This window comes from Tardiphaga sp. P9-11 (genome assembly GCF_008329525.1).
Classification (GTDB): domain Bacteria; phylum Pseudomonadota; class Alphaproteobacteria; order Rhizobiales; family Xanthobacteraceae; genus Tardiphaga.
In genome coordinates this window covers 136,513-158,750 of sequence record NZ_NPKQ01000002.1, presented here as the reverse complement: position 1 = coordinate 158,750, position 22,238 = coordinate 136,513, and the positions used below count along the sequence as shown (strand labels likewise).

General features: G+C 61.1%; 20 protein-coding genes. 14 read left to right on the top strand and 6 right to left on the bottom strand.

The window, feature by feature from the left end; all coding sequences use genetic code 11:
- Positions 1 to 50: 50 nt before the first annotated feature.
- The 9 genes from pyrH (at position 51) to fabZ (ending at position 9,699) form a co-directional block, all read left to right on the top strand.
- The gene (pyrH, locus tag CIW50_RS07035) at positions 51 to 767 is read left to right on the top strand and encodes a UMP kinase (protein ID WP_149530581.1); all 717 of its coding nucleotides are present in this window, start codon (positions 51 to 53) and stop codon (positions 765 to 767) included.
- A gap of 71 nt (positions 768 to 838) precedes the next feature.
- Positions 839 to 1,396 carry a ribosome recycling factor gene (frr, locus tag CIW50_RS07030; RefSeq protein WP_502707474.1) on the top strand — a complete coding sequence of 186 codons (558 nt, stop codon included), beginning with the start codon at positions 839 to 841 and terminating at the stop codon, positions 1,394 to 1,396.
- 91 nt (positions 1,397 to 1,487) lie between these two features.
- Positions 1,488 to 2,243: an isoprenyl transferase gene (locus CIW50_RS07025; RefSeq protein WP_149530579.1), complete on the top strand. Its 756-nt coding sequence runs from the start codon at positions 1,488 to 1,490 to the stop codon at positions 2,241 to 2,243.
- Between the two features lie 77 nt (positions 2,244 to 2,320).
- On the top strand, positions 2,321 to 2,971 hold the full coding sequence (locus CIW50_RS07020; RefSeq protein ID WP_149531540.1) for a phosphatidate cytidylyltransferase: 651 nt from the start codon (positions 2,321 to 2,323) through the stop codon (positions 2,969 to 2,971).
- A gap of 4 nt (positions 2,972 to 2,975) precedes the next feature.
- Positions 2,976 to 4,199: a 1-deoxy-D-xylulose-5-phosphate reductoisomerase gene (gene dxr / locus CIW50_RS07015; RefSeq protein WP_149530578.1), complete on the top strand. Its 1,224-nt coding sequence runs from the start codon at positions 2,976 to 2,978 to the stop codon at positions 4,197 to 4,199.
- A 43-nt stretch (positions 4,200 to 4,242) separates the two neighbouring features.
- Positions 4,243 to 5,394, top strand: coding sequence for an RIP metalloprotease RseP (gene rseP, locus CIW50_RS07010; RefSeq protein WP_149530577.1), 1,152 nt, complete (start codon positions 4,243 to 4,245; stop codon positions 5,392 to 5,394).
- 173 nt (positions 5,395 to 5,567) lie between these two features.
- On the top strand, positions 5,568 to 8,105 hold the full coding sequence (gene bamA, locus CIW50_RS07005) for an outer membrane protein assembly factor BamA (RefSeq protein ID WP_149530576.1): 2,538 nt from the start codon (positions 5,568 to 5,570) through the stop codon (positions 8,103 to 8,105).
- A gap of 32 nt (positions 8,106 to 8,137) precedes the next feature.
- Positions 8,138 to 9,223: a UDP-3-O-(3-hydroxymyristoyl)glucosamine N-acyltransferase gene (gene lpxD / locus CIW50_RS07000; protein ID WP_149530575.1), complete on the top strand. Its 1,086-nt coding sequence runs from the start codon at positions 8,138 to 8,140 to the stop codon at positions 9,221 to 9,223.
- The gene (gene fabZ, locus CIW50_RS06995) at positions 9,220 to 9,699 is read left to right on the top strand and encodes a 3-hydroxyacyl-ACP dehydratase FabZ (RefSeq protein WP_149530574.1); all 480 of its coding nucleotides are present in this window, start codon (positions 9,220 to 9,222) and stop codon (positions 9,697 to 9,699) included. The genes lpxD and fabZ overlap by 4 nt, the downstream gene beginning before the upstream one ends.
- A 29-nt stretch (positions 9,700 to 9,728) precedes the next feature.
- Here fabZ and CIW50_RS06990 read toward each other — a convergent pair whose 3' ends face one another.
- The 4 genes from CIW50_RS06990 to CIW50_RS06975 all read right to left on the bottom strand — a co-directional run bounded on the left by CIW50_RS06990 (position 9,729) and on the right by CIW50_RS06975 (position 11,989).
- On the bottom strand, positions 9,729 to 10,553 hold the full coding sequence (locus CIW50_RS06990) for a hypothetical protein (protein WP_149530573.1): 825 nt from the start codon (positions 10,551 to 10,553) through the stop codon (positions 9,729 to 9,731).
- A gap of 151 nt (positions 10,554 to 10,704) precedes the next feature.
- A complete protein-coding gene (locus CIW50_RS06985; RefSeq protein WP_149530572.1) occupies positions 10,705 to 11,469 on the bottom strand; it encodes a RhiA family protein in 765 nt (254 codons plus the stop codon).
- Between the two features lie 8 nt (positions 11,470 to 11,477).
- Positions 11,478 to 11,720: a response regulator transcription factor gene (locus tag CIW50_RS06980; RefSeq protein WP_246664186.1), complete on the bottom strand. Its 243-nt coding sequence runs from the start codon at positions 11,718 to 11,720 to the stop codon at positions 11,478 to 11,480.
- A complete protein-coding gene (locus CIW50_RS06975) occupies positions 11,717 to 11,989 on the bottom strand; it encodes a response regulator transcription factor (protein ID WP_149530570.1) in 273 nt (90 codons plus the stop codon). Before CIW50_RS06975 ends, CIW50_RS06980 begins: the two co-directional genes overlap by 4 nt.
- 156 nt (positions 11,990 to 12,145) lie before the next feature.
- On the opposite strand from CIW50_RS06975, the gene lpxA reads away from it, so the two are divergent.
- Genes lpxA through lpxB form a run of 3 tightly spaced genes read left to right on the top strand, consistent with a single transcriptional unit; the run spans position 12,146 to position 15,005 of the window.
- Entirely contained in the window at positions 12,146 to 12,949 is an 804-nt protein-coding gene (gene lpxA, locus CIW50_RS06970; protein ID WP_149530569.1) for an acyl-ACP--UDP-N-acetylglucosamine O-acyltransferase, read from the top strand.
- Positions 12,950 to 12,972: 23 nt separating this feature from the next.
- Positions 12,973 to 13,854, top strand: a complete 882-nt coding sequence (locus tag CIW50_RS06965; RefSeq protein WP_149530568.1) for an LpxI family protein — start codon at positions 12,973 to 12,975, stop codon at positions 13,852 to 13,854.
- Positions 13,851 to 15,005 carry a lipid-A-disaccharide synthase gene (lpxB, locus tag CIW50_RS06960; protein ID WP_149530567.1) on the top strand — a complete coding sequence of 385 codons (1,155 nt, stop codon included), beginning with the start codon at positions 13,851 to 13,853 and terminating at the stop codon, positions 15,003 to 15,005. Before CIW50_RS06965 ends, lpxB begins: the two co-directional genes overlap by 4 nt.
- Positions 15,006 to 15,095: 90 nt before the next feature.
- On the opposite strand, the gene gltA is transcribed toward lpxB, so the two are convergent.
- Together gltA and gltX are read right to left on the bottom strand one after the other, a co-directional pair.
- A complete protein-coding gene (gene gltA / locus CIW50_RS06955) occupies positions 15,096 to 16,400 on the bottom strand; it encodes a citrate synthase (RefSeq protein ID WP_149530566.1) in 1,305 nt (434 codons plus the stop codon).
- Between the two features lie 154 nt (positions 16,401 to 16,554).
- The gene (gene gltX / locus CIW50_RS06950) at positions 16,555 to 17,979 is read right to left on the bottom strand and encodes a glutamate--tRNA ligase (RefSeq protein ID WP_149530565.1); all 1,425 of its coding nucleotides are present in this window, start codon (positions 17,977 to 17,979) and stop codon (positions 16,555 to 16,557) included.
- A 199-nt stretch (positions 17,980 to 18,178) separates the two neighbouring features.
- Between gltX and CIW50_RS06945 the strand changes: the two genes are divergently transcribed.
- On the top strand, positions 18,179 to 19,849 hold the full coding sequence (locus CIW50_RS06945; protein ID WP_149530564.1) for a glutamine--tRNA ligase/YqeY domain fusion protein: 1,671 nt from the start codon (positions 18,179 to 18,181) through the stop codon (positions 19,847 to 19,849).
- A 97-nt stretch (positions 19,850 to 19,946) separates the two neighbouring features.
- Entirely contained in the window at positions 19,947 to 22,229 is a 2,283-nt protein-coding gene (locus CIW50_RS06940; RefSeq protein WP_149530563.1) for a ComEC/Rec2 family competence protein, read from the top strand.
- Positions 22,230 to 22,238 lie beyond the last annotated feature (9 nt).

Here is a 22,238-nt window from a genome sequence, read left to right as displayed (position 1 = left end):
CCGGCAACTCGATGCCGGGAGTTGCCGCCTCGAAAGGAAGCGATCGCATCATGGGTGAGCCGCTCTATCGTCGCGTCGTGATTAAGGTGTCGGGCGAGTCTTTCGCCGGGGGCCAGTCATTCGGCATCGATCAGCCGACCATCGACCGCATCGCCGGCGATCTCATTGCAGCCCAGAAACTTGGCGTTGAAGTCGCGGTCGTCGTCGGCGGCGGGAACATCTTTCGCGGCGTTGAAGTCTCCTCGCGTGGCGTGTCGCGTCCGACCGGCGACACAATGGGCATGCTCGCCACCGTCATGAATTGCCTGGCACTGGAAGCTGCGATCGAGCGCCACGCCGTGCCGGCGCGTACGCTGTCGGCGATGGTCATGCCGCAGGTCTGCGAACTCTTCACACGTGCTGCCGCACACAAATACCTGTCCGAGGGCCGCATCGTGCTGCTGGCCGGCGGTACCGGCAATCCGTATTTCACCACCGATACGACCGCGGTGTTGCGCGCTGCCGAGATCGGCGCGTCGGCTGTGCTGAAGGCAACCAATGTGGACGGCGTCTACAGCGCCGACCCGAAGAAGGATCCGAAGGCGACGCGCTTCGAGCGCCTCAGCCATTCGCAGGCGGTGGAAGGTAATTACAAGGTCATGGATGCGACGGCTTTCGCGCTTGCCCGCGAGACTTCGCTGCCTATCATCGTGTTCTCGATCGCCGAACCGGGGTCGATCGGCGCCATTTTGACTGGTACTGGTCGCGGCACCATCGTCGCGGGCTGATTTTGGACGGGTTCGGAGCGCCATAACCCGCTTCGCACCAGTAGGATACAAGGGAGAGCTGCATGGCCACCATGGCCCCATTCGACATCAACGACATCAAACGCCGTATGCAGGGCTCGACCCAGTCGCTGAAGCACGAACTTGGTGGTTTGCGCACTGGACGTGCTGCAGCCTCGATGCTGGAGCCGGTGCAGGTGGAGGCCTATGGCAGCCACATGCCGCTGAACCAGGTTGCAACCGTCAGCGTCCCCGAGCCGCGCCTGCTGTCGGTTCAGGTCTGGGACAAGTCCATGGTCAAGGCGGTGGAGAAGGCGATTGTCGATTCAAACCTCGGCCTTAGCCCGGCAACCGAAGGTCAGATTCTGCGCTTGCGTATTCCCGAACTGAACACCGAGCGCCGCAAGGAACTCGTGAAGGTCGCGCACAAATACGCCGAAGCGGCCAAGGTCGCCGTGCGTCATGTTCGCCGCGACGGTCTCGACATCATCAAGAAGCTCGAGAAGGCCCACGAGATTTCCGAAGACGACCAGAAGCGCCACGATACCGAAGTGCAGAAGGTCACCGACAGCATAATCGCTGAGATCGATCAGTTGCTGGCGGCTAAGGAAAAGGAAATCATGACGGTTTAAAGCGTCAGGAGCCGCTTTTAAGCTGTTGAAAAGCGTATGGTCCGCAAATTGGTCACATATGTGCCGGACCATAGGCTGGGGATTTTAATCGATGTCGAATGCCGCCGCGCCCGCAAATGATGGATCGGACCGATCCACGCCTTTGCATGTCGCGATCATCATGGACGGCAATGGACGCTGGGCTGCAGCGCGGGGGCTTCCGCGCGCCGAGGGCCATCGCCGCGGCGTCGAGGCACTTCGGCGTGTGGTGCGGGCGTCCAACGAACTCGGCATCCAGTATCTGACCATCTTCTCGTTCAGCTCGGAGAACTGGTCGCGGCCTGCGTCCGAGATCAGCGATCTGTTTGGTCTGCTGCGTCGCTTCATCCGCAACGACCTTGCCACGCTACATCGCGATGGCGTGCGCGTACGTGTGATCGGAGAGCGTCTGGGTTTGGATTCAGACATCTCGTCCCTGCTGAAAGAAGCCGAGGACCTGACGCGTAACAATACGCAGCTCAATCTCGTGGTCGCCTTCAATTACGGCTCGCGGCACGAGATCGCGACGGCAGCGCAGCGCCTCGCGCGCGAGGTTGCCGAGGGCAAGCGGACGCCTGAAAGCATCAATGTCGATACGCTTGGTCAGTATCTTGATGCGCCGGATATTCCGGATCCCGATCTGATCATCCGCACCTCGGGCGAACAGCGGCTGTCGAACTTCCTGATGTGGCAGGCCGCCTATAGCGAGTTCGTATTCGTTCCGATCCACTGGCCTGATTTCGACAAGGCCGCGCTGGAAAGTGCCATTGCCGAATATGCCCGCCGCGAGCGGCGCTTCGGCGGTCTTGCCGCGAAAACCGGTTCGTGACCGGCGTGACCCAAGACAACAGGATTGACGACAACACGCCGAAGCAGGCGGACGACCGGGGGCTGCGCAATCTGCTGATGCGCGTTCTGGCCGCGCTGGTGCTGATCCCCGTGGCTATTTTTGCAGCCTATACCGGTGGCTGGCTGTGGTTCGGCCTCGTGGCACTGGTGTCGGTGGGCCTGTTTCTGGAATGGCGGAGCATTGTCGGCAATCGTGTCGGCTGGATCGGGCTCGGTTTCGTCTATGCCTTGGCTGCGTTTGCTGCGTCCATTGTCGTGCGCCTGGATCCCGTCTGGGGCTTTTCGGCGCTGATATTCATTCTGTTGGTGGTCTGGATGACCGACATCGGCGGTTATTTCGCCGGACGCGGCATCGGTGGTCCGAAACTGTGGCCGCGCGTCAGTCCGAAGAAGACGTGGGCTGGTGCCATCGGCGGATTTATTCTTAGTCTCGCTGTTGCTGTTGGCTTTGCCACGAATGGTCTCGGCAAACTGATCCCGCTGCTCGTGATCGCAGCTGTGCTGACGGTGTTGTCGCAACTTGGCGATCTCTTCGAGTCCGCGGTCAAACGCAAGTTCGGCGTAAAGGATTCCGGTCGGATCATTCCTGGCCACGGTGGTCTGCTGGACCGCCTCGATGGCTATGTTTTTGCCGTCGTTGCGGCCGCAGTGATCGGTCTTTTACGCGGCGGTGCAGATGGCGCCGGCCGCGGTCTTATGGTTTGGTGATTTAATGAGCGCTGTTCCCCTGCGAAATAACAAGCCCGCTGCGTCCAGTTTGCGCACCATCACTGTCCTCGGCGCGACCGGCTCGATCGGCGACAGCACCATGGATCTGCTGCGGGCGTCGCCCGAGCGGTACCAGGTGGAGGCTTTGACGGCTAACGGGAACGTCGAAGGCGTGGTCAAGCTGGCCAAGGAATTCAATGCGCGCTTCGTGGCAGTCGCCGATGAATCCAAGCTAGGCGAACTCCGCGCAGCCCTTGCCGGTACCGGCATCGCCAGCGGGGCAGGGGATAGCGCCATCGTCGAGGCTGCGGAGCGTCCGGCTGACTGGCTGATGGCTGCCGTGTCAGGCGCCGCCGGCTTGAAGCCCGCCCTTGCTGCCGTCGACCGCGGCGCAACCGTTGCACTGGCCAACAAAGAATGCCTTGTTTGCGCCGGCGATTTCTTCATGGATCGCGCTGCCAAGGCCGGTGCCTGCATCCTGCCGGCGGACAGTGAGCACAATGCGCTGTTCCAGGCGCTGGCTTCCGGCAGTCGCGAGGAACTGACCCGCGTCATCATTACCGCCTCGGGCGGACCGTTCCGCACCTGGGCTGCCGCTGACATCGAGCAGGCGACACTGGCGCAGGCGCTCAAACATCCTAACTGGTCGATGGGGCAGAAAATTACCATCGACTCCGCGTCGATGATGAACAAGGGCCTCGAAGTGATCGAGGCGTCCTATCTGTTCGCGCTGGCGCCGGACGAAATCGACGTGCTGGTGCATCCGCAGTCGATCATCCACGGCATGGTGGAGTTCCGGGATTATTCGGTGATGGCGCAGCTGGGTTCGCCCGACATGCGCACGCCGATCGCGCATTGCCTGGGCTGGCCAGACCGCATCCCGGGCCGGGCCGCACCGCTCGATCTCGCCAAAATTGGATCGCTGACCTTCGAGGCACCAGATTACGCGCGGTTCCCCGGTCTGAAGCTGGCCTATGACGCGCTGCGTACCGGCAGCGGCGCGACCACGGTTTACAATGCGGCCAATGAGATCGCCGTGGCCGCCTTCATCGCCCAGAAGATCCGCTTTGGCGCCATTGCGCGGCTGGTCGAAGCAACCATGAATGAATGGGTGCGGGTAGGGAATTTGGCGCCGTTGTCATCGGCGGATGACGCCATCGCTGTTGACCATAAAGCGAGAAAAATGGCTGCCACCCTCTTGCCTCAAATTGCCGCAAAGGCATCCTAGAGCATTGGGGACGGGGCCTTTGGCTTCGCGTTAGGGGATCGGGATGCTTGAGTTTTTCCAACATAGTTTCAATACGTTAAGCCACGGCTTTATCGGCTATATCATCCCCTTTCTGTTTGTCCTGACGATCGTGGTGTTCTTCCACGAACTCGGCCACTTCCTGGTTGCCCGCTGGAACGGCGTTAAGGTCCTGACATTCTCGCTCGGCTTCGGTCCCGAACTGGTTGGCTTCAACGATCGCCACGGCACACGCTGGAAGATTTCGGCGATCCCGCTCGGTGGCTACGTCAAGTTTTTTGGCGACGAGAGCGAGGCCTCGACCCCCTCCAGCACTGCACTCGAAGGCATGACGGCGGATGAGCGCAAGGGCAGCTTCCATCACAAGCGGGTTGGCCAGCGTGCGGCCATCGTGGCTGCTGGTCCAATCGCCAATTTCATCCTTGCGATCGTTATTTTCACCTGTCTGTTTACGTTCTTTGGCAAGCCGAGCACGACGGCCAAGGTCGACAGTATTCAGGCTGGCAGCGCGGCCGAGAAGGCGGGGTTCCAGTCGGGCGACATCATCAAGGCCATCGATGGCAAGGTGATTGGCAGCTTTTCCGACATGCAGCGCATCGTCGGCACCAAGGCCGGCGAGCAGCTCGCTTTCAGCGTCAGGCGGGGCGAGGCCACCGTCGAGCTGAAGGCCACGCCAGAGCTTCGTGAAGTCAAAGATAGCTTCGGCAATGTCCATCGTCTCGGTGTCCTCGGCATTACCCGCGCGACCGCGGTTGGTGAGGCGACCACCGAGCGGGTCAATCCAGCGACCGCTTTCGTGCTGGGCGTCAAGGAAACCTGGTTCGTCGTGGACCGCACCATCGCCTATATCGGCGGTGTATTCACCGGACGCGAGGCCGCCGACCAGATCGGTGGTCCAATGCGAATCGCACAGATCTCGGGGCAGGTGGCGACAATCGGCCTGACCGCCCTGATTCACCTGGCGGCGGTTCTGTCGATCTCGATTGGCCTACTCAACCTGTTTCCGGTTCCGCTTCTCGATGGCGGTCATCTTTTGTTCTATGCCGTCGAGGCCGTTCGCGGGCGCCCGTTATCGGAGCGCGCACAGGAGATGGGCTTCCGCATTGGCCTCGGTTTAGTGCTGATGTTGATGGTATTTGCGACCTATAACGACATTCTTCACCTGGCTTCGTCATGATCGAGGCTGGGGGTAACGTGGCCGATGGGCAACGTCTTGGAATGAAATTAGAATTGCAGCGCGAAAGGTCGTTTGCCAGTCAGGTAAAATTGGCTACAAGCTGGGCAAGTAAAGGGATTCTGTCAGACCGTAGGGGTGCGGGCTGGCGATGGAATGATAAGGGCGCTTTGCGCATGATTTTTGGTTTGCGGGGTTTCCGGGGCGGCCTTCTTGCTGCTTCGCTATTGGTCGCCATGCCGGTCGCCGTTACAGCGACCGCTGCGCTCGTTTCTTCGACTGCCGTGGCTCAGACCGCCGCTTCGATTGTTGTTGAAGGCAATCGCCGCGTGGATGTGGAGACCATCCGCTCTTATTTCCGTCCCGGCCCGAGCGGCCGACTGGATCAGGGCACCATCGATGACGGCCTCAAGTCGCTCATCGAGACGGGGCTTTTCCAAGACGTGAAGATCAATCAGGCCGGTGGCCGTCTGGTCGTCAGCGTCGTTGAAAACCCGGTCATTGGCCGTATTGCCTTCGAGGGCAATAAGAAGGTCAAGGACGACCAGCTGAACGCAGAAGTGCAGTCGAAGCCGCGCGGGACGCTGTCGCGCCCGATGGTGCAGGCCGATGCCCAGCGCATTTCCGAAATCTATCGCCGCTCTGGCCGTTACGATGTCAGCGTCGTTCCGGAATTCATCGAGCAGCCGAATAACCGCGTCGACCTGATCTTCACGATCAACGAAGGCGCGAAGACCGGCGTGAAGTCGATCCAGTTCATCGGGAACAACTATTACTCGTCCTACCGCCTCAAGGATGTCATCAAGACTCGTGAATCGAACCTCCTGAGCTTCCTGGCTTCGGGTGATATCTATGATCCGGACCGCATCGAAGCCGATCGCGATCTGATCCGTCGCTATTATTTGAAGAACGGCTTCGCCGACGTTCAGGTCGTTGCCGCGCTCACTGAATACGATCCGCAGCAGAAGGGCTTCCTGGTCACCTTCAAGATCGAAGAAGGCCAGCAGTACCGCGTGTCGTCGGTCGACTTCTCATCCACCATTCCGCAGTTCGATCCGAACTCGCTGCGTAGCTTCTCGCGCGTTGGCGTCGGCTCGCTTTACAACGCGGAAGCGCTGGAGAAGTCGGTCGAGGAAATGCAGATCGAAATGTCCCGCCGCGGCTACGCTTTTGCCGTCGTGCGTCCGCGAGGCGATCGCAATTTCGAATCTCACACCGTTACCATCGGCTTCTCGGTGGAAGAGGGGCCGCGCGTCTATATCGAGCGCATCAATGTGCGCGGCAACACGCGTACCCGTGACTATGTCATCCGCCGCGAATTCGATCTCGCTGAAGGCGACGCTTATAACCGCGCGCTGGTTGATCGTGCCGAACGCCGCTTGAAGAACCTCGACTTCTTCAAGAGTGTGAAGGTGACGACCGAGCCCGGTTCATCCAGCGATCGCGTGATCCTGGTGGTCGATCTGGAAGAGAAATCCACCGGCGACTTTTCGGTCTCGGGCGGCTACTCGACCACCGACGGTGCGCTCGGCGAAGTCAGCGTCTCGGAACGTAACTTCCTTGGTCGTGGCCTGTTTGCGAAGGCATCGGTTCAGTATGGCCAGTATGCCCGTGGCTACTCGCTGTCCTTCGTCGAACCTTACCTGCTCGACTATCGCGTGGCCCTCGGCCTCGATTTCTATCAGCGCGAGCAGCTATCCAACAGCTACATCTCGTACAACACCAAGACGCTCGGTTTCAGCCCGCGTCTCGGCTTCCAGCTGCGTGAAGATCTCGCGCTGCAGCTCCGCTACTCGATCTATCAGCAGCAGATTTCGCTGCCGACGACATTGGCGAACTGTAACAACCTTCCAGGCAGCCCGACGGCAACCAACACGCCCGGCTATCTGAATTCATTGTTTGGCCCTGGCTTTGTCGATCCCGCCAATTCCGGCACGTGGGGCTGTTACGCAGATGGCGAGTCGTCGCTGCCGGTTCGCCGCGAGCTGGCCAGTGGCAAGACGCTGACCTCGGCGCTCGGCTACACGCTGAACTACAACACCCTCGACAACAACAAGAACCCGACGGACGGTCTGTTCCTGGAGTTCAAGCAGGACTACGCTGGCGTCGGTGGCGACGTGACCTACCTGAAGACCACGATCGATGCGAAGTACTACACCCCGCTGGTGGCCGACATCGTTGGTTTGCTCCGCGTCCAGGGTGGTATGCTGAACAAGGTTGGCGAAGATATCCGCATGCTGGATCACTTCCAGATGGGTCCGAACCTGGTGCGTGGTTTCGCGCAGAACGGTATCGGTCCGCGTGATATCAGCTACGTTGCGCTGGGATCCTACGGTGACGCGCTCGGCGGCACCAAGTATTGGGGTGCTTCGGCTGAATTGCAGATGCCGTTCTGGTTCTTGCCGAAGGAAGTTGGCATCAAGGGCGCTGTCTATGCCGATGCCGGCGGCCTCTGGGACTATCAGGGACCGACGAGCTGGGCTCAGACTGGCGAAGTCAACGCCGCCGGTTGTGTGGCTGCGTCTCGCACCTCGGTCGGTAACTGCGCTGGCATGACCTATGACGACGGCAATGTCGTGCGGTCGTCGGTCGGTGTGGGCCTGATCTGGCAGTCGCCGTTTGGTCCACTGCGCTTTGATTACGCAGTGCCGATCACCAAGGGCGCCTATGATCGCGTGCAGCAGTTCAAGTTCGGCGGCGGAACTTCGTTCTGAGTTTGATCTCCGGCCGGACCGCGACGGGTGGAATGGCTCTGCCGACGTTCTTCAAGCAATCGCCGTCGTTGACGCTGGCTGAAATAGCCGCGTCAACGAAGGCGCGACTGGTCGACCCGACACGGGCCGACCAGATCGTGACCGGCGTAGCCTCGCTCGACGAGGCGGGCCCCCATCACCTGACCTTCTTCGAGAATCTCCGCTACATCGATCAGCTCACCCACACCAAGGCCGGTGCTTGCCTGGTGAGCGAGAGCTTCAAGGGCGATATTCCGGCTCACGTAACGGTGCTGCGCGCCAAGCGGCCATTTGCGGCCTTCGTGGAATTGGCCTGCGAGCTGAATCCGGACGCGCTACGTCCGACTTCCGGCTTCGACATTTCGGGGATCGCGGCCTCCGCCGTCATCCATCCTTCGGCTCAGCTCGAGGACGACGTCACTGTGGATCCGCTGGCCGTAATAGGTCCCGATGTCGAGATCGGATCCGGGACCATCATCGGCTCGGGCGCCGTGATCGCGGCCGGGGTCAAGATCGGCCGCGACTGCAATATCGGCGCCGGTAGCACGCTGCAGTTCACGCTGATCGGCAATAATGTACTCGTTCATCCCGGCTGCAAGTTCGGTCAGGACGGCTTCGGCTTCGTGTTCGGCCGGGACAAGCACATCAAGGTCCCACAGACCGGTCGCGTCCTGATCCAGAACGATGTCGAGATCGGCGCCGGCACCACCATCGACCGCGGCAGCCTACGTGACACCGTGATCGGCGAGGGGACCAAAATCGACAATCAGGTCCAGATCGGTCACAACGTGACGATCGGACGGCACTGTGTGATCGCTGCGAAATGTGGCCTTGCGGGCAGCCTGACCATCGGCGACAACGTCGCGCTGGGCGCCATGGTAGGTCTCAACAATCACATTACGATTGGCGATGGTGCGCAGGTCGCGGCAATGGCCGGCGTGAAGGACAGCATCCCGCCACGTGCGCGGTGGGGTGGCATCTTTGCCCGCCCGACCAAGCAATGGTTCCGCGAGATCCTTGCGGTGGAGAGACTCGCCCGCGAGAGCATGCCGGGAACGGATGCGGCGACGCTGGATACGAAGGACGAGGGGCGGGAATGACCCAGGATACAGTAAGCGGTGCCGAGTCACCGATTGTCATTGAGACGGTCGATATCAACACCATCCTCAAGACCCTGCCGCACCGCTATCCGTTCCTGCTGATCGATCGCGTCGTGAACATCCGCAAGGACTTCAGCGGCATCGGCATCAAGAACGTCACCATCAACGAGCCGGCATTCCTGGGACATTTCCCGGACCGCCCCGTTTATCCGGGTGTGCTGATGATCGAAGGCATGGCACAGACAGCCGGCGTGATCGGTATCGCGTCGGTCGAGGGCACCGCCAAGCCGCGCGCCGTGTATTTCCTCACCATCGATAAATGCAAATTCCGCAAGCCGGTGATGCCAGGCGATACGATCGAGTATCACCTGCATCTGATCGGCAAGAAAAAGGCCATGTGGTGGTTCCACGGCGACGCCAAGGTCAATGGCGTCACTGTTGCCGAGGCTGATGTCGGCGCAATGCTAACGGACTGAGGCTATACCGCTCAGCCCGTGTTATTCGTCTAGCGCTGCCGAACGCGCATCGTGACGATACCACCGTGTACCGCCAATTCTACTGAGCTCGGCGGAGTGGCGCCTGGGCGAAGCGTATAGACGAGGCTCACAGTCGATTGGCTCTGCGTCCCGATCTCGTGGACCGCTGGTGCGTCAGGCGGATGCGATCTTTTACCCGCCGGATCGATGAGAGACAGGTTCATCGATGAGCCATCGAGGCCCGGTAAGCCAGCGGGGCGCGTGATCACCATGTGCAATTCAAGAGCGCCGGTGTCGAGATTGAGCGAGGTATGCGCACCAATGAGTTTCTCGGTTGCCGACAAACCAACCAAGGCCGGTGTTGGAGGAGTCTCTGCCACGGTCGTAGTTCCTTCTACCGTCCATCCTTTAGTTGCAAGGACGGCGCCGCCGGCTGACGTGTCGATCAGTTTTCCCTGGAATGAAAAGTAGACGACGTATCTGGTCCCTCGCACCACGTTCTTGAATCCGGGCGCATCATACATCGAGAACTGGCATCCGTCCGCACGTGCAGGGTCGTAACGATCATACGGGTGCTGTGGACAGCTTCGATGTCCGTACGCCGTACAGCTGCCCGACGGGCAGCCATCTTCCTGATATGCCGCTGGTAGCAGCACCACAGCTCCGCACAATACGAGGGCGACCACGCTGCCATTGGCCGTGTTCTGGCCCATAACATACTGGCGATATTCGCCAGCCGAGCAGGTGCCGGTGAATGTGGCGGAACAGTTGAACGGGGCGTCGAAATTGGCGCCGTGAATTGCCGGTGCGAGATTCCCTGCCGGCGTGACAAAGGATGAATAGGCTACAGCCATGTGGACCTCTTGTGATGTCAGCGTTTGAATTGGAGGGATGATTATGCGGTGCCGCCGCCCGCTGCGGCGGCACCGATCGCGACGCACATGGTGCAGATCCCGATCAGGATTTGGTGCGTGCCAGAACGCAGGCCTTCACCGACGCCGACGATCAGTAGTACTGAGGCGAGAATGAGCCGTCGGGGTTCTGCGTGACCACAGCGCTGGTTTGCGCGCGACCCGTGAAGTTGACGTTGCCGGCCTTGGTCGAGGCTGCGGTGTAGTCGATGATCTGACCGGGCGTGTATGCGCCATCGGCGACATAGAAGTTGATCACAGGTGTCACGTTGAACGTGTCGTTCGGCTCCGCGATGAAGGTCGCGACCGGTGACGGGATGCTCGGAACGTTGCCGGGACGCGCCAGACCGAACAAGTATCCGTTGGATGCGGTGAAATCGTTGTTGGCGATAATCCTGTAAGAGCCGCTCATGGCGCCGCCCGGCGTAACCGTTCCGAAACCGATGGGGGTCGTTCCGGCAAAGGTGACGCTATCCTGCAGAGTGACATCGACCGCAGCAGCGCCGCTCTGGCCCATGGTTGTCCCTGGAGCGACGGGCATGGTTGCAGTTGCCCAGTAGGCGAAAGTCTCGTCGGTGTACTCGACCGTGTCCGTCCCACCCGGCAGGATGCCGTTAAATGTCACCCACGCGTTACTGTAAACGACGGGCTGTCCGCCGGTCGATGTCACGGCGGGTGGTTGCATGAAGAGAACATAGTTCTTCGCGAACCCAGAGTTGTTCAGAACCTTGATCGTGTACTTGGCCATGTTGCTGCTCCTGGCTGAATGGTGACTGGTCGGCGACAACAAGCGGCCTTGCGAGGCGAGGAAGTATTGCGGCTTGCGTGCTGTCGTGACGATGTCGCGGATAACAACCATAGCGTGCGTCAACCGATGGTTGTGCGATATAGCTCCGATGGCGTATTGACGAAACCGAGGCGTCTCGCCGCGTCGATCAGCTCGGCAAGGCTGTGGACGTTCAGGCTGCGCATCGCGTTCTCGCGATGCTTGCGGACGGTGAGGGGGCTGATCCCGAGTTTGCGGGCGATCTGCTTGCTGGTGAGGCCAACAGCAATGAGCCGCGCGACGTCGATTTCGCGCGGTCGGAGGATGGGTCGGCTGTCGATCAAAAAGACCGGTCGTGTCTTTCTCGCTGATCGGCGCGTTGCGATGCCTCGCCGACATGCGATGTATTAGTGAAAGAGGCCTTTGCGAAAGATGTTTTGGCGAAGGCGGTGAGTTGCGCCGTGGTTCCCAGCCGCATCTTGTGCAGGATGCTTGCGCGATGTTTGCGGACGGTGAACTCGGAAATGGCGAGGGCACGGGCGATCTGTTTGCAGCTCATTGACTGGCCAACCAGCGACAATACTTCCTCCTCCCGATTGGTCAGACGCGCCATGAAAGGTCATTCCACACTGATACAAAAGGAACGTATCATGAACATTTGGAGTTCAGCAAGGTTCCAGTGGCGCTTGTCCGCGCGGTACTGGACAGTCCACGTGACGCGGGTTACGCAGCGGAAAATCCTAGAAATTTGCAGGAACTGGACTTCTCGATGAGCAAGATCGATCCAACCGCCCGCGTCGCCGACGGTGCTGTCATTGGCGAGGGCGCCGAAATCGGGCCCTTCTGCATCATCGGACCGCATGTCACGATCGGTGCAGGCACGAAGCTGCTGTCGCATGTCAACGTGACGGCGCAGACGACCATCGGCGAGAACTGCACGATCTATCCGTTCGCGTCATTAGGCACGCCCCCGCAGTCGCTCAGCTACAAGGGCGAACTGACCAGGCTGACCATCGGCAATGGCTGTACCATCCGCGAGTCCGTGACCATGAATGCGGGTACTGTCGCTGGCGGCGGCATCACGTCGGTGGGCGATCGCGGTTACTTCATGAACTGTGCCCATGTCGGCCATGATTGCCACGTCGGCAATGACGTGATCTTCGCGACCTCGGCGACGCTTGGCGGCCATTGCGAGATCGGCGATTTCGTTTTCATGGGCGGGCTGTCGGCCGTGCACCAGTTCACCCGCATTGGCTCCCAGGTCATGGTCGGCGGCATCTGCGGCGTGCGCGGTGATATCATCCCGTTCGGACTCGTGAATGGCCAGTATGCGGCGCTGGAAGGCCTCAACATCATCGGCATGAAGCGCCGCAAATTCACGAAGGAGCGCGTCGCCGCCGTGCGCTCGTTCTACCAGAAGCTTTTCCATGGCTCCGGCGTCTTCGCTGAGCGGCTTGAGCGTGTGCTGCCTTTGGCAAATGACGATCCGGCGATTGCAGAAATTCTGACATTTATCGCGGGCGCCAAGCACCGCGCACTGTGTCTGCCCGAGGATAGCAAGAACAACTCTTGAGTTCGGGTATCGCGGGGCGAACCATGACCGACCAGGCTCAAGCGCAGGATCTGCAAGAACATCCGCCGATAGGCTCGCCGTTCGGGATCATCGCCGGCGGCGGTTCGCTGCCCTTCGCCGTCGCAGCCTCGTTGCAGGCTCGCGGCATCAAGCCGGTGTTGTTCGCACTGAAAGGGTTCTGCGATCCGGCGCTGGTGGCGCGATTTCAGCACCACTGGATTTCCATCGGCCAGTTTGGCCGTTTGCTGAAGCTGATGCGCAGCGAAAACTGCCGGGACCTCACTTTCATCGGCACGCTTGTGCGGCCGGCAATCTCCGAGATCAGGCTGGACTGGGCAACGCTTCGCGTGATGCCGAAGGTGTTTCGCGCGTTTCGCGGCGGTGACGATCACTTGCTGACGAGTGTCAGCCGTCTGTTCGAGCATGAAGGTTTTCGTCTGCTGGGGATCAAGGACGTTGCGCCGGATGTGCTGATGCCGGCGGGCAGCGTGACACGTGCCGTACCGGATCAAGACGCTGAAGCCGATATCGCGCGCGGGCGCGAAGTCCTGCGCGCCTTGAGCCCGTTCGATATCGGCCAGGCGACCGTGGTGATCGACGGCCATGTGGTGGGGATCGAGGATATCGAAGGTACCGATGGATTGCTGGCCCGCGTGGCGCTTCTGCGTGAGCAGGGGCGTATTCGTGCCAAGGCAGGGCGGGGCGTCCTGGTGAAGGCGCCAAAGAGCGGACAGGACTTGCGCTTCGATCTGCCGACATTGGGGCCGCGTACGATCGAGCGCGCTGCGGCCGCGAAGCTCGCCGGCATTGCCATCGTCGCAGGCAATACGATTGTCGCCGAACCGCAGCAGATGATTGTCGCCGCCGATGCCGCAGGTCTTTTCGTGACGGGACTTCCGACGTGACGAAGACGATCTATCTCATCGCCACTGAAGAATCCGGCGACCGTCTCGGCTCCGCGCTGATGAAGGTGCTGCGCCAGCGACTCGGCGATGACGTGCGCTTTCAGGGCGTCGGCGGTTCGTCGATGGCGCGCGAAGGGCTGCAGTCGCTGTTTCCCATCGAGGAGCTTTCGATCATCGGTCTCGCGGCCGTCGTGCGGAAGCTGCCGTCTATCCTGAAGCTTATCAAGCGGGCGACTGAAGATGTGCTGCGGGCCAAACCCGACGTGCTGATCATCATCGATAGTCCGGATTTTACCCATCGCGTCGCCAAGCGCGTGCGCCAGCGCGATCCTTCCATTCCCATCGTCAATTACGTATCGCCCACGGTGTGGGCGTGGCGGCCGGGACGCGCGAAGGCGATGCGCGCCTATGTCGACCATGTGCTGGCGTTGTTGCCGTTCGAGCCCGAGGCGCACCGGCGGCTAGGCGGACCGCCATGCACCTATGTCGGTCATCCCCTGATCGAGCAGATCGATGCGCTCCGTCCCAATGCGGAAGAGCAGGCGCGTCGCGAAGCGAAGCCGCCGGTGCTGCTGGTATTGCCGGGCAGCCGTCGCAGCGAGATCCGTCATCATATGGCAACGTTCGGCGCGACGCTCGATCTGCTGCACAAGCAGGGCACGAAATTCGAACTGATCCTGCCAACCATGCCGCATCTCGTCGAGGTGATCGCCGAAGCGCTGAACGCGTGGCCGGTGCAGCCGCGGATCGTTGTGAGTGAAACAGAGAAGCGCGCCGCGTTCCGCATCGCACATGCAGCGTTCGCCAAGTCCGGAACCGTCACGCTGGAACTTGCGCTTTCGGGCGTGCCAATGGTCACCGCCTACAAGGCCGGAAGCGTCGAAGCCTGGATCATCCGTCGCCGCATCACCTCGTCGTCGGTCATTCTCGCCAATCTGGTGATCGGCGAGAACGTGATCCCGGAATTCATTCAGGAAGACTGCACGCCGGAGAAGCTTGGGGCTTCGTTGCAGGAGGTGCTCGCGGATACGCCGATGCGGCGGCGTCAGGCTGAAGCGTTGGCGCGGCTCGATGGGATCATGGCGACCGGCGAGACGTCGCCGAGCGTCGGTGCGGCGAATGTTGTGCTAGCCACGATGCGGAAGAGTTGAAGGCCTCAATTCAAGAGATTGCAGCGAAACAAAAAACGGCGGATCGCAAGACCCGCCGTTCTGATTTTCACACTCTGCGAAACCGAGGCCTTAGCTGCGCTTGGCGATGTCCACGTAATCGCGGCGGGCTGCGCCGGTATAGAGCTGGCGCGGACGGCCGATCTTCTGCTGCGGATCGCCAATCATTTCGCTCCACTGGCTGATCCAGCCAACGGTGCGGGCAACTGCGAACAGCACGGTGAACATCGAGGTCGGGAAGCCCATCGCCTTCAGCGTGATGCCCGAATAGAAATCGACGTTCGGGTACAGCTTGCGGTCGATGAAGTACTGGTCCGACAGCGCGATCTTCTCGAGCTCCATGGCAACGGCGAGCATCTCGTCGCCGCCGTGGCCGGTTTCCTTGAGAACCTCGTGGCAGGTCTCCTGCATGATCTTAGCGCGCGGATCGTAGTTCTTGTAGACGCGGTGACCGAAGCCCATCAGGCGGACGCTGGAATTCTTGTCCTTCACCTTGGCGATGAAATCCGGAATCTTATCGACGGTGCCGATCTCGGCGAGCATCTGCAATGCGGCTTCGTTGGCACCGCCATGTGCCGGTCCCCACAGGCAGGCGATGCCGGCGGCGATACAAGCGAACGGATTGGCGCCCGACGAGCCGGCGATGCGGACGGTCGAGGTCGATGCGTTCTGCTCGTGATCGGCATGAAGCGTAAAGATCTTATCCAGCGCCTTGGCGAGCACCGGATTGACCTTGAAGTCCTCGCACGGCACGGCGAAGCACATCTTCATGAAGTTCGCTGCAAAGTCGAGCGAGTTGGTCGGATACACGAAAGGCTGGCCGATCGTGTACTTGTAAGCCATCGCGGCGAGCGTCGGTATCTTGGCGATCATGCGGATCGACGCGATTTCGCGCTGCTTCGGATCGTTGATATCAGTTGAGTCGTGGTAGAAAGCGGCGAGGGCGCCAACAGATGCGACCATCACAGCCATCGGATGTGCGTCGCGACGGAAGCCCTGGAAAAAGCGGCTCATCTGATCGTGAACCATTGTGTGGTTCGTGACCATTGTGTCGAAGGCGGCCTTCTGTTTGGCGGTCGGGAGTTCCCCGTACAGCAGCAGGTAACAGGTCTCGAGGAAATCGCCCTTAGCGGCGAGCTGCTCGATTGGGTAGCCGCGGTATTCGAGGATACCGGCATCGCCATCGATATAGGTGATCTTGGACTGGCAGCTGCCCGTCGAGGTGAAGCCCGGATCGTAGGTAAACATCCCGGACTGGGCGTAGAGCTTACCGATGTCGATGACATCAGGGCCGATCGTCCCGCTGTGAATCGGAAGGTCGAAGCTCTTGCCGTCGACTGTCAGCGTTGCGGATTTGGTATTGGTTTTTGCGTCCATCGCGTGGTCCCCGATGAGATCGTTGAGGGGCCGGCAAACCACCGACATTTCAGGAGAAATGGGGAGGCTAGCCGGGAATTCCAGAGCATTCGCCAGAATGCGTAGCGTATTGCTGTGTGCGCTGCAAGGCGGGCAAAAGCAGCCTACAGCTATGCTAAATAGATGCCTGATCGGCGAGCCGGTCCAGGCATTCCTGCCTTCCCAATACCGCCAGAACATCGAAAATGCCGGGCGACGTGGTCTTGCCCGTTAGCGCCACGCGTAGTGGCTGCGCGACACCGCCAAGCTTGATGCCGGCTTCTTCCGCAAAGGCACGGGTAGCGGCTTCGGCATTTGCTGCGGTCCAGTCGGTGACGGCTTCCAGTGCCGTGCGCAACTTGCCGATCAACACGCGGGTTTCCGGCGTCAGTACGGCCTGCGCCTTCGGCTCCATCGCCAGCGGGCGATCGGCAAAGATGAAGTTGGCGCCGTCGATCAGTTCGATCAGCGTCTTGGCGCGCTCCTTCAGGCCGGGCATGGCGCGCAACAGCTGGGCGCGCGTGGTTTCGTTGAGCTTCGCCTTCAGTTCGGCGCCGCCGGGCACGTAATTCAGCACGTCCTCGAACATGGTCACGAGGGATTGATCGTCGGTGTGACGGATGTAGTGACCGTTGAGATTTTCGAGCTTGGCGAAATCGAAGCGCGCGGCGGAACGGCCGATCCCCGATAGGTCGAAGGCGTCGATCATCTCCTGGGTCGAGAAGATTTCCTGATCGCCATGGCTCCAGCCGAGCCGCACCAGGTAATTCCGCAGGGCAGCCGGCACATAGCCCAGCGCGCGATAGGCCTCGACGCCGAGCGCGCCGTGGCGCTTTGAGAGTTTCGAGCCATCAGGTCCGTGGATCAGCGGAATATGCGACATGCTGGGCACGGTCCAGCCGAGCGCGTCGTAGATCTGCTTCTGACGGGCGGCGTTGATCAGATGGTCGTCACCGCGGATGACATGGGTCACGCCCATGTCATGGTCGTCCACCACCACGGCCAGCATGTAGGTCGGATTGCCGTCGCCACGCAGCAGCACGAGGTCGTCAAGATTTTCGTTCTGCCAGACTACGCGGCCTTGCACCTGATCCTCGATCACGGTCTCGCCGGTGAGTGGCGCCTTCAGGCGGATCGTCGGTTTGACGTCGGGGCGCGGATCGGACGGATCGCGGTCGCGCCACAATCCGTTATAGAGCTTGGACTTTCCCTCGGCGCGGGCGGTCTCGCGCATTTGCTGCAGTTCTTCGGCCGAGGCGTAGCAATAATAGGCCTTGCCCTCGGCGAGTAGCTGCTCGGCGACTTCACGGTGCCGGCCGGCTCGGGCGAATTGGTAGACGGTGTCACCGTCCCACTCGATGCCCAGCCATTTGAGCCCATCTATGATGGCGTCGATCGCAGCATCCGTTGAGCGCTCGCGGTCGGTATCCTCGATCCGCAGCAGCATCTTGCCGCCGGTCTTCTTGGCATAGAGCCAGTTGAACAGCGCGGTGCGTCCTCCGCCGATATGGAGGAAGCCGGTCGGCGAAGGGGCGAAACGGGTAACGACGGGAGCGGTCATATCAGCGGGTTCGATCGAGTTCGGTGTGAGTGTTGGCGGGCGTTTATCACAACGACAGGGCGCTGTCTCACGGCGAATAAACGCGGATTTGGGGCCGGAACCGCATCGGAAAAGGCCCTTTCGCGGGACCCGGCCCCTGATCCGGCCTTGGCGCGGCCTTCCGGATTTGGCACATAGGGCGCAGCTTGAAAGGCAGAAAATGACAGACGAATCGGTATCCGACGCAGGCCGTGACTTCATCCGCGACATCGTTGCGGCGGACCTGCAATCCGGCAAGCATCCGAGTGTGGTGACGCGCTTTCCGCCGGAGCCCAATGGCTACCTGCATCTCGGCCATGCCAAGTCGATCTGCCTGAACTTCGGCGTTGCCGAGGAGTTCGGCGGCCACTGCAACCTGCGTTTCGACGACACCAATCCGACCAAGGAAGAGCAGGAATATATCGACGCCATCCAGCGCGACGTCCGCTGGCTCGGGTTCGATTGGGGCGAAGGCAATCTACATTACGCCTCGGACTATTTCGAGCAGCTGTATGGTTGGGCACAGGACCTGATCCGCGCCGGCAAGGCCTATGTCGACGATCAGTCGCAGGAAGAGATCCGCGTCAAGCGCGGCACCCTGACCGAGCCTGGCCAGAACAGCCCCTTCCGCAATCGATCGGTCGACGAGAATCTCGATCTGTTCACGCGTATGCGTGCTGGCGAATTCCCGAACGGCGCCCGCGTGCTGCGCGCCAAGATCGATATGTCGTCGGGCAACATCAACCTGCGCGATCCCGTGATCTATCGTATCCTGCATGCGCACCACCCGCGCACGGGCACCGCTTGGAGCATTTATCCGAGCTACGATTTTGCGCACGGTCAGTCGGACGCCATCGAACACGTGACGCATTCGATCTGTACACTCGAATTCGAGGATCACCGGCCGCTTTACGACTGGTGTCTGGATAACCTGCCGGTGCCATCGCGGCCGCATCAGTATGAATTCGCGCGGCTCAACATGACTTACACGCTGTTGTCGAAGCGCGTGCTGACCGAACTTGTCCGCGGCGGCCATGTCACCGGCTGGGACGATCCACGGATGCCGACGCTGGCTGGCCTGCAGCGCCGTGGCATTCCCGCTGAAGCGCTCCGCGAATTCGTCAAGCGCATCGGCGTCGCCAAGGCCAATTCGACCGTCGATATCTCGATGTTCGACTTCGCCGTACGCGAGACGCTGAACCGCACGGCGCAGCGCCGCATGGCCGTACTGAAGCCACTGAAGGTCGTGATCGAGAACTATCCGGAAGGGCAGAGCGAGCAGCTCGAAGCCATCAATCATCCTGACGATGAGGCGCTCGGCAGCCGGCAGATTCCGTTCGGCCGTGAACTCTACATCGAGCATGACGATTTCATGGAAGAGCCGCCAAAGAAGTTCTTCCGCATGGCACCGGGCCGCGAGGTGCGCTTGCGCTACGGCTATTTCATCACCTGCAAGGACGTCATCAAGAACGCCGCTGGCGAGGTGGTCGAACTGCGCTGCACCTATGATCCGGAAACCCGGGGCGGCAATGCGCCGGACGGTCGCAAGGTCAAGGCGACGATCCATTGGGTGAGCGCCGCAGATGCCGTGCCGGCGGAAGTGCGCGTCTACAATCAGCTGTTTGCCGATCCGCAGCCCAATGCGACCGAATTCGCATCACAGCTCAATCCAGACTCGCTGGAGACGCTGACTGGCGCCATGCTGGAGCCGGCGCTGGCGAGCGACAACACAAGCGATGTCGTGCAGTTCGAGCGCCAGGGTTATTTCTGTCGGGACAAGGATTCAGCGCCGGGCAAGCTGGTCTTCAACCGCACCGTCGGTCTGCGCGACAGCTACGCCAAGCTGGCCTGAGCAACCCTACGGATTAGTTTTCGTATTCTGCATCCGTTCCGCTAGTCGCCGCTTGCCCTTCCGATAGCATTCGGGAGGGCAAGCGTGCGGGCGTTCGATGGCGCGGGGCGGGGATCAGCAACAGCGGCGGGGCCGATCCGGCACGGCGACCACATGGCCGTCGCCGGCCACGGCAGGCGTCGCTGTCCCGTCAGCGACGTCGTCAACATCGGGCTTCGGGACGCTCTGGACGTGGGTGCGGGCCGAAGCTGGTCCCGGTCGCTTGCTGCCTTGGGTGCCGATCGCTTTTGGTACCGGCATTGCGCTGTATTTTGCCGCTGAGCATGAGCCGGTGGCCAGGGTTGCCGGCGCAACGGCCGGCCTTCTTTGCGTGGCTGCGTTTTTGCTGCGGCGGCAGCGATGGTTTCCCTTGATCTTGCTCGTTGCGGCCATCGCGGCCGGCTTTGCAGTGGCGGCCATAAAGACCGCACGTATCGCACATGAGGTTCTGACCAAGCCGCTCTATTCCGTTGCGCTCACCGGCTTCGTTGAAACCCATGAGGAACGCGAGCGCACTGATCGCTTCGTGCTGCGCGTCGCCACGATGGACAGTCCGCGCGCCGCGCCAAAGCTCACGCGTGTGCGGTTATCGGTGAAGAAGGGCACGGCGCCTGCCGTCGGTAGCTTCGTCGAATTGAAGGCGAGGCTGCAGCCGCCGCTGTCTCCGTTGCGGCCGGGAAGTTATGATTTCAGTCGCGATCTTTATTTTCAGGGTATTGGGGCATCCGGCTTCGTGATGGGCGGCATCAAGGCGATGGATCCGCCGACGCAGCCGAGTATGGCGCTACGCTATTCGGTGACCATGCAGGGGCTACGCGACGCCATCGATGCGCGAATCCGCACCGTGCTCTCGGGCGATAGCCGCGCCATTGCCACGGCACTGCTCACAGGCCGCCGCGATGCGATTTCGGCTGACGTCAATGATGCGATGTTCATCTCCGGCCTCGGTCATGTGTTGTCGATTTCCGGCTATCACATGGCCGTTGTCGCCGGTGTGGTGTTCTTTGCGATCCGCGCGCTGCTGGCACTGATCCCCATGCTGACGGTGACGTTCCCGATCAAGAAAGTCGCAGCTGCTGCGGCATTGCTCGCGGCACTATTTTATCTGCTGCTGTCGGGCGCCGAGGTTGCTACGCAGCGTTCGTTCTTCATGACGGCCGTCGTGCTGATCGCTGTGATGGTCGATCGCCGGGCGGTGACGTTCCGCACGCTGGCGGTGGCGGCAATGGTTGTGCTGATCGTTGCGCCGGAAGCGCTAGTGCATCCGAGTTTTCAGATGTCATTCGCGGCGACGCTGGGGCTCGTCGCATTGGTGCAGATCGGCATGCCCGCGCTGTTTGCGTCGCTCGATCATTCCGCGACGGCGCGCGTGGCGCTGTGGGGCGGACGTGAGATCGCGACGCTCGTGCTGGCCTCGCTCGTCGCCGGGCTTGCCACGACGCCCTACGCGGCGTTTCATTTTCATCGCGTCACGCCTTATGGCGTCGTCGCCAATCTCCTGGCGATGCCGGTGGTCTCGGCACTGGTGATGCCCGCGGGCATTCTCGGCTTGGTGGCCATGCCGTTCGGCTTTGACGGTGTGTTCTGGCGGCTGATGGATGTCGGCATCCAGTGGATGATCGTGGTGACGCAATGGGTGGCAGCCTTGCCCGGCGCCATTAGCCGGATGCCGGCCTTCGGCACCGGACCGCTGATATCAGCGAGTATCGGCATCATCGTGCTCGGATTGCTGCGCACGCCCTTGCGCCTTGCGGGCGTTGGCGTGCTTGCGCTCTCGATCGTCTGGGCATTGCTAGTCAGGCAGCCCGATGTGCTGATCTCGGGCGATGGTCACAGCGTTGCGGTACGGGGCAGGGACGGGCACCTGCATGTGATGCGCAGCGCCAAGGATACGTTTCTGCTGAAAGAGTGGCTTGCCGGCGATGCCGATGCACGCTTGCCGACCGATGCTTCAGTCAGCCACGGCGTGTCCTGCGACCGCGACGGATGCATCGTGCCGCTGGCCGATGGCGCTTTAGTAGCGCTGGTTTTACAGCCGGATGCCTTCACAGATGATTGCGAGAAAGCGGCGCTGATCGTCACGACGCGACAACCGCCTGAGGATTGTAGGGCGCTGGTGATCAATCAGGATCGCCTGCAACGAAATGGCGCGATGACCCTGCGTCGCACCACGAATGGTTTTGCAATCGATGCCGTGCGGCCGCTTGGCCTTGACCGCCCGTGGTCGCGCGCCATTCCCGATGAGCCCCAGCCCAACATCATCCAGACCGGGCGTACGCCGCAAAACCGGCCGGTGGATGCGACGCCGGCGGAAACCGATCTTCAACCCGAAGATCAGTAATCCGCCGAG

Excerpts from the sequence above, each read along its gene's own strand:
- pyrH (WP_149530581.1), top strand. The coding sequence starts at position 51 with ATGGGTGAGCCGCTCTATCGTCGCGTCGTGATTAAGGTGTCGGGCGAG.
- frr (WP_502707474.1), top strand. The coding sequence starts at position 839 with ATGGCCCCATTCGACATCAACGACATCAAACGCCGTATGCAGGGCTCG.
- CIW50_RS07025 (WP_149530579.1), top strand. The coding sequence starts at position 1,488 with ATGTCGAATGCCGCCGCGCCCGCAAATGATGGATCGGACCGATCCACG.
- CIW50_RS07020 (WP_149531540.1), top strand. The coding sequence starts at position 2,321 with ATGCGCGTTCTGGCCGCGCTGGTGCTGATCCCCGTGGCTATTTTTGCA.
- dxr (WP_149530578.1), top strand. The coding sequence starts at position 2,976 with ATGAGCGCTGTTCCCCTGCGAAATAACAAGCCCGCTGCGTCCAGTTTG.
- rseP (WP_149530577.1), top strand. The coding sequence starts at position 4,243 with ATGCTTGAGTTTTTCCAACATAGTTTCAATACGTTAAGCCACGGCTTT.
- bamA (WP_149530576.1), top strand. The coding sequence starts at position 5,568 with ATGATTTTTGGTTTGCGGGGTTTCCGGGGCGGCCTTCTTGCTGCTTCG.
- lpxD (WP_149530575.1), top strand. The coding sequence starts at position 8,138 with ATGGCTCTGCCGACGTTCTTCAAGCAATCGCCGTCGTTGACGCTGGCT.
- fabZ (WP_149530574.1), top strand. The coding sequence starts at position 9,220 with ATGACCCAGGATACAGTAAGCGGTGCCGAGTCACCGATTGTCATTGAG.
- CIW50_RS06990 (WP_149530573.1), bottom strand. The coding sequence starts at position 10,553 with ATGGCTGTAGCCTATTCATCCTTTGTCACGCCGGCAGGGAATCTCGCA.
- CIW50_RS06985 (WP_149530572.1), bottom strand. The coding sequence starts at position 11,469 with ATGGTTGTTATCCGCGACATCGTCACGACAGCACGCAAGCCGCAATAC.
- CIW50_RS06975 (WP_149530570.1), bottom strand. The coding sequence starts at position 11,989 with ATGGCGCGTCTGACCAATCGGGAGGAGGAAGTATTGTCGCTGGTTGGC.
- lpxA (WP_149530569.1), top strand. The coding sequence starts at position 12,146 with ATGAGCAAGATCGATCCAACCGCCCGCGTCGCCGACGGTGCTGTCATT.
- CIW50_RS06965 (WP_149530568.1), top strand. The coding sequence starts at position 12,973 with ATGACCGACCAGGCTCAAGCGCAGGATCTGCAAGAACATCCGCCGATA.
- gltA (WP_149530566.1), bottom strand. The coding sequence starts at position 16,400 with ATGGACGCAAAAACCAATACCAAATCCGCAACGCTGACAGTCGACGGC.
- gltX (WP_149530565.1), bottom strand. The coding sequence starts at position 17,979 with ATGACCGCTCCCGTCGTTACCCGTTTCGCCCCTTCGCCGACCGGCTTC.
- CIW50_RS06945 (WP_149530564.1), top strand. The coding sequence starts at position 18,179 with ATGACAGACGAATCGGTATCCGACGCAGGCCGTGACTTCATCCGCGAC.
- CIW50_RS06940 (WP_149530563.1), top strand. The coding sequence starts at position 19,947 with ATGGCGCGGGGCGGGGATCAGCAACAGCGGCGGGGCCGATCCGGCACG.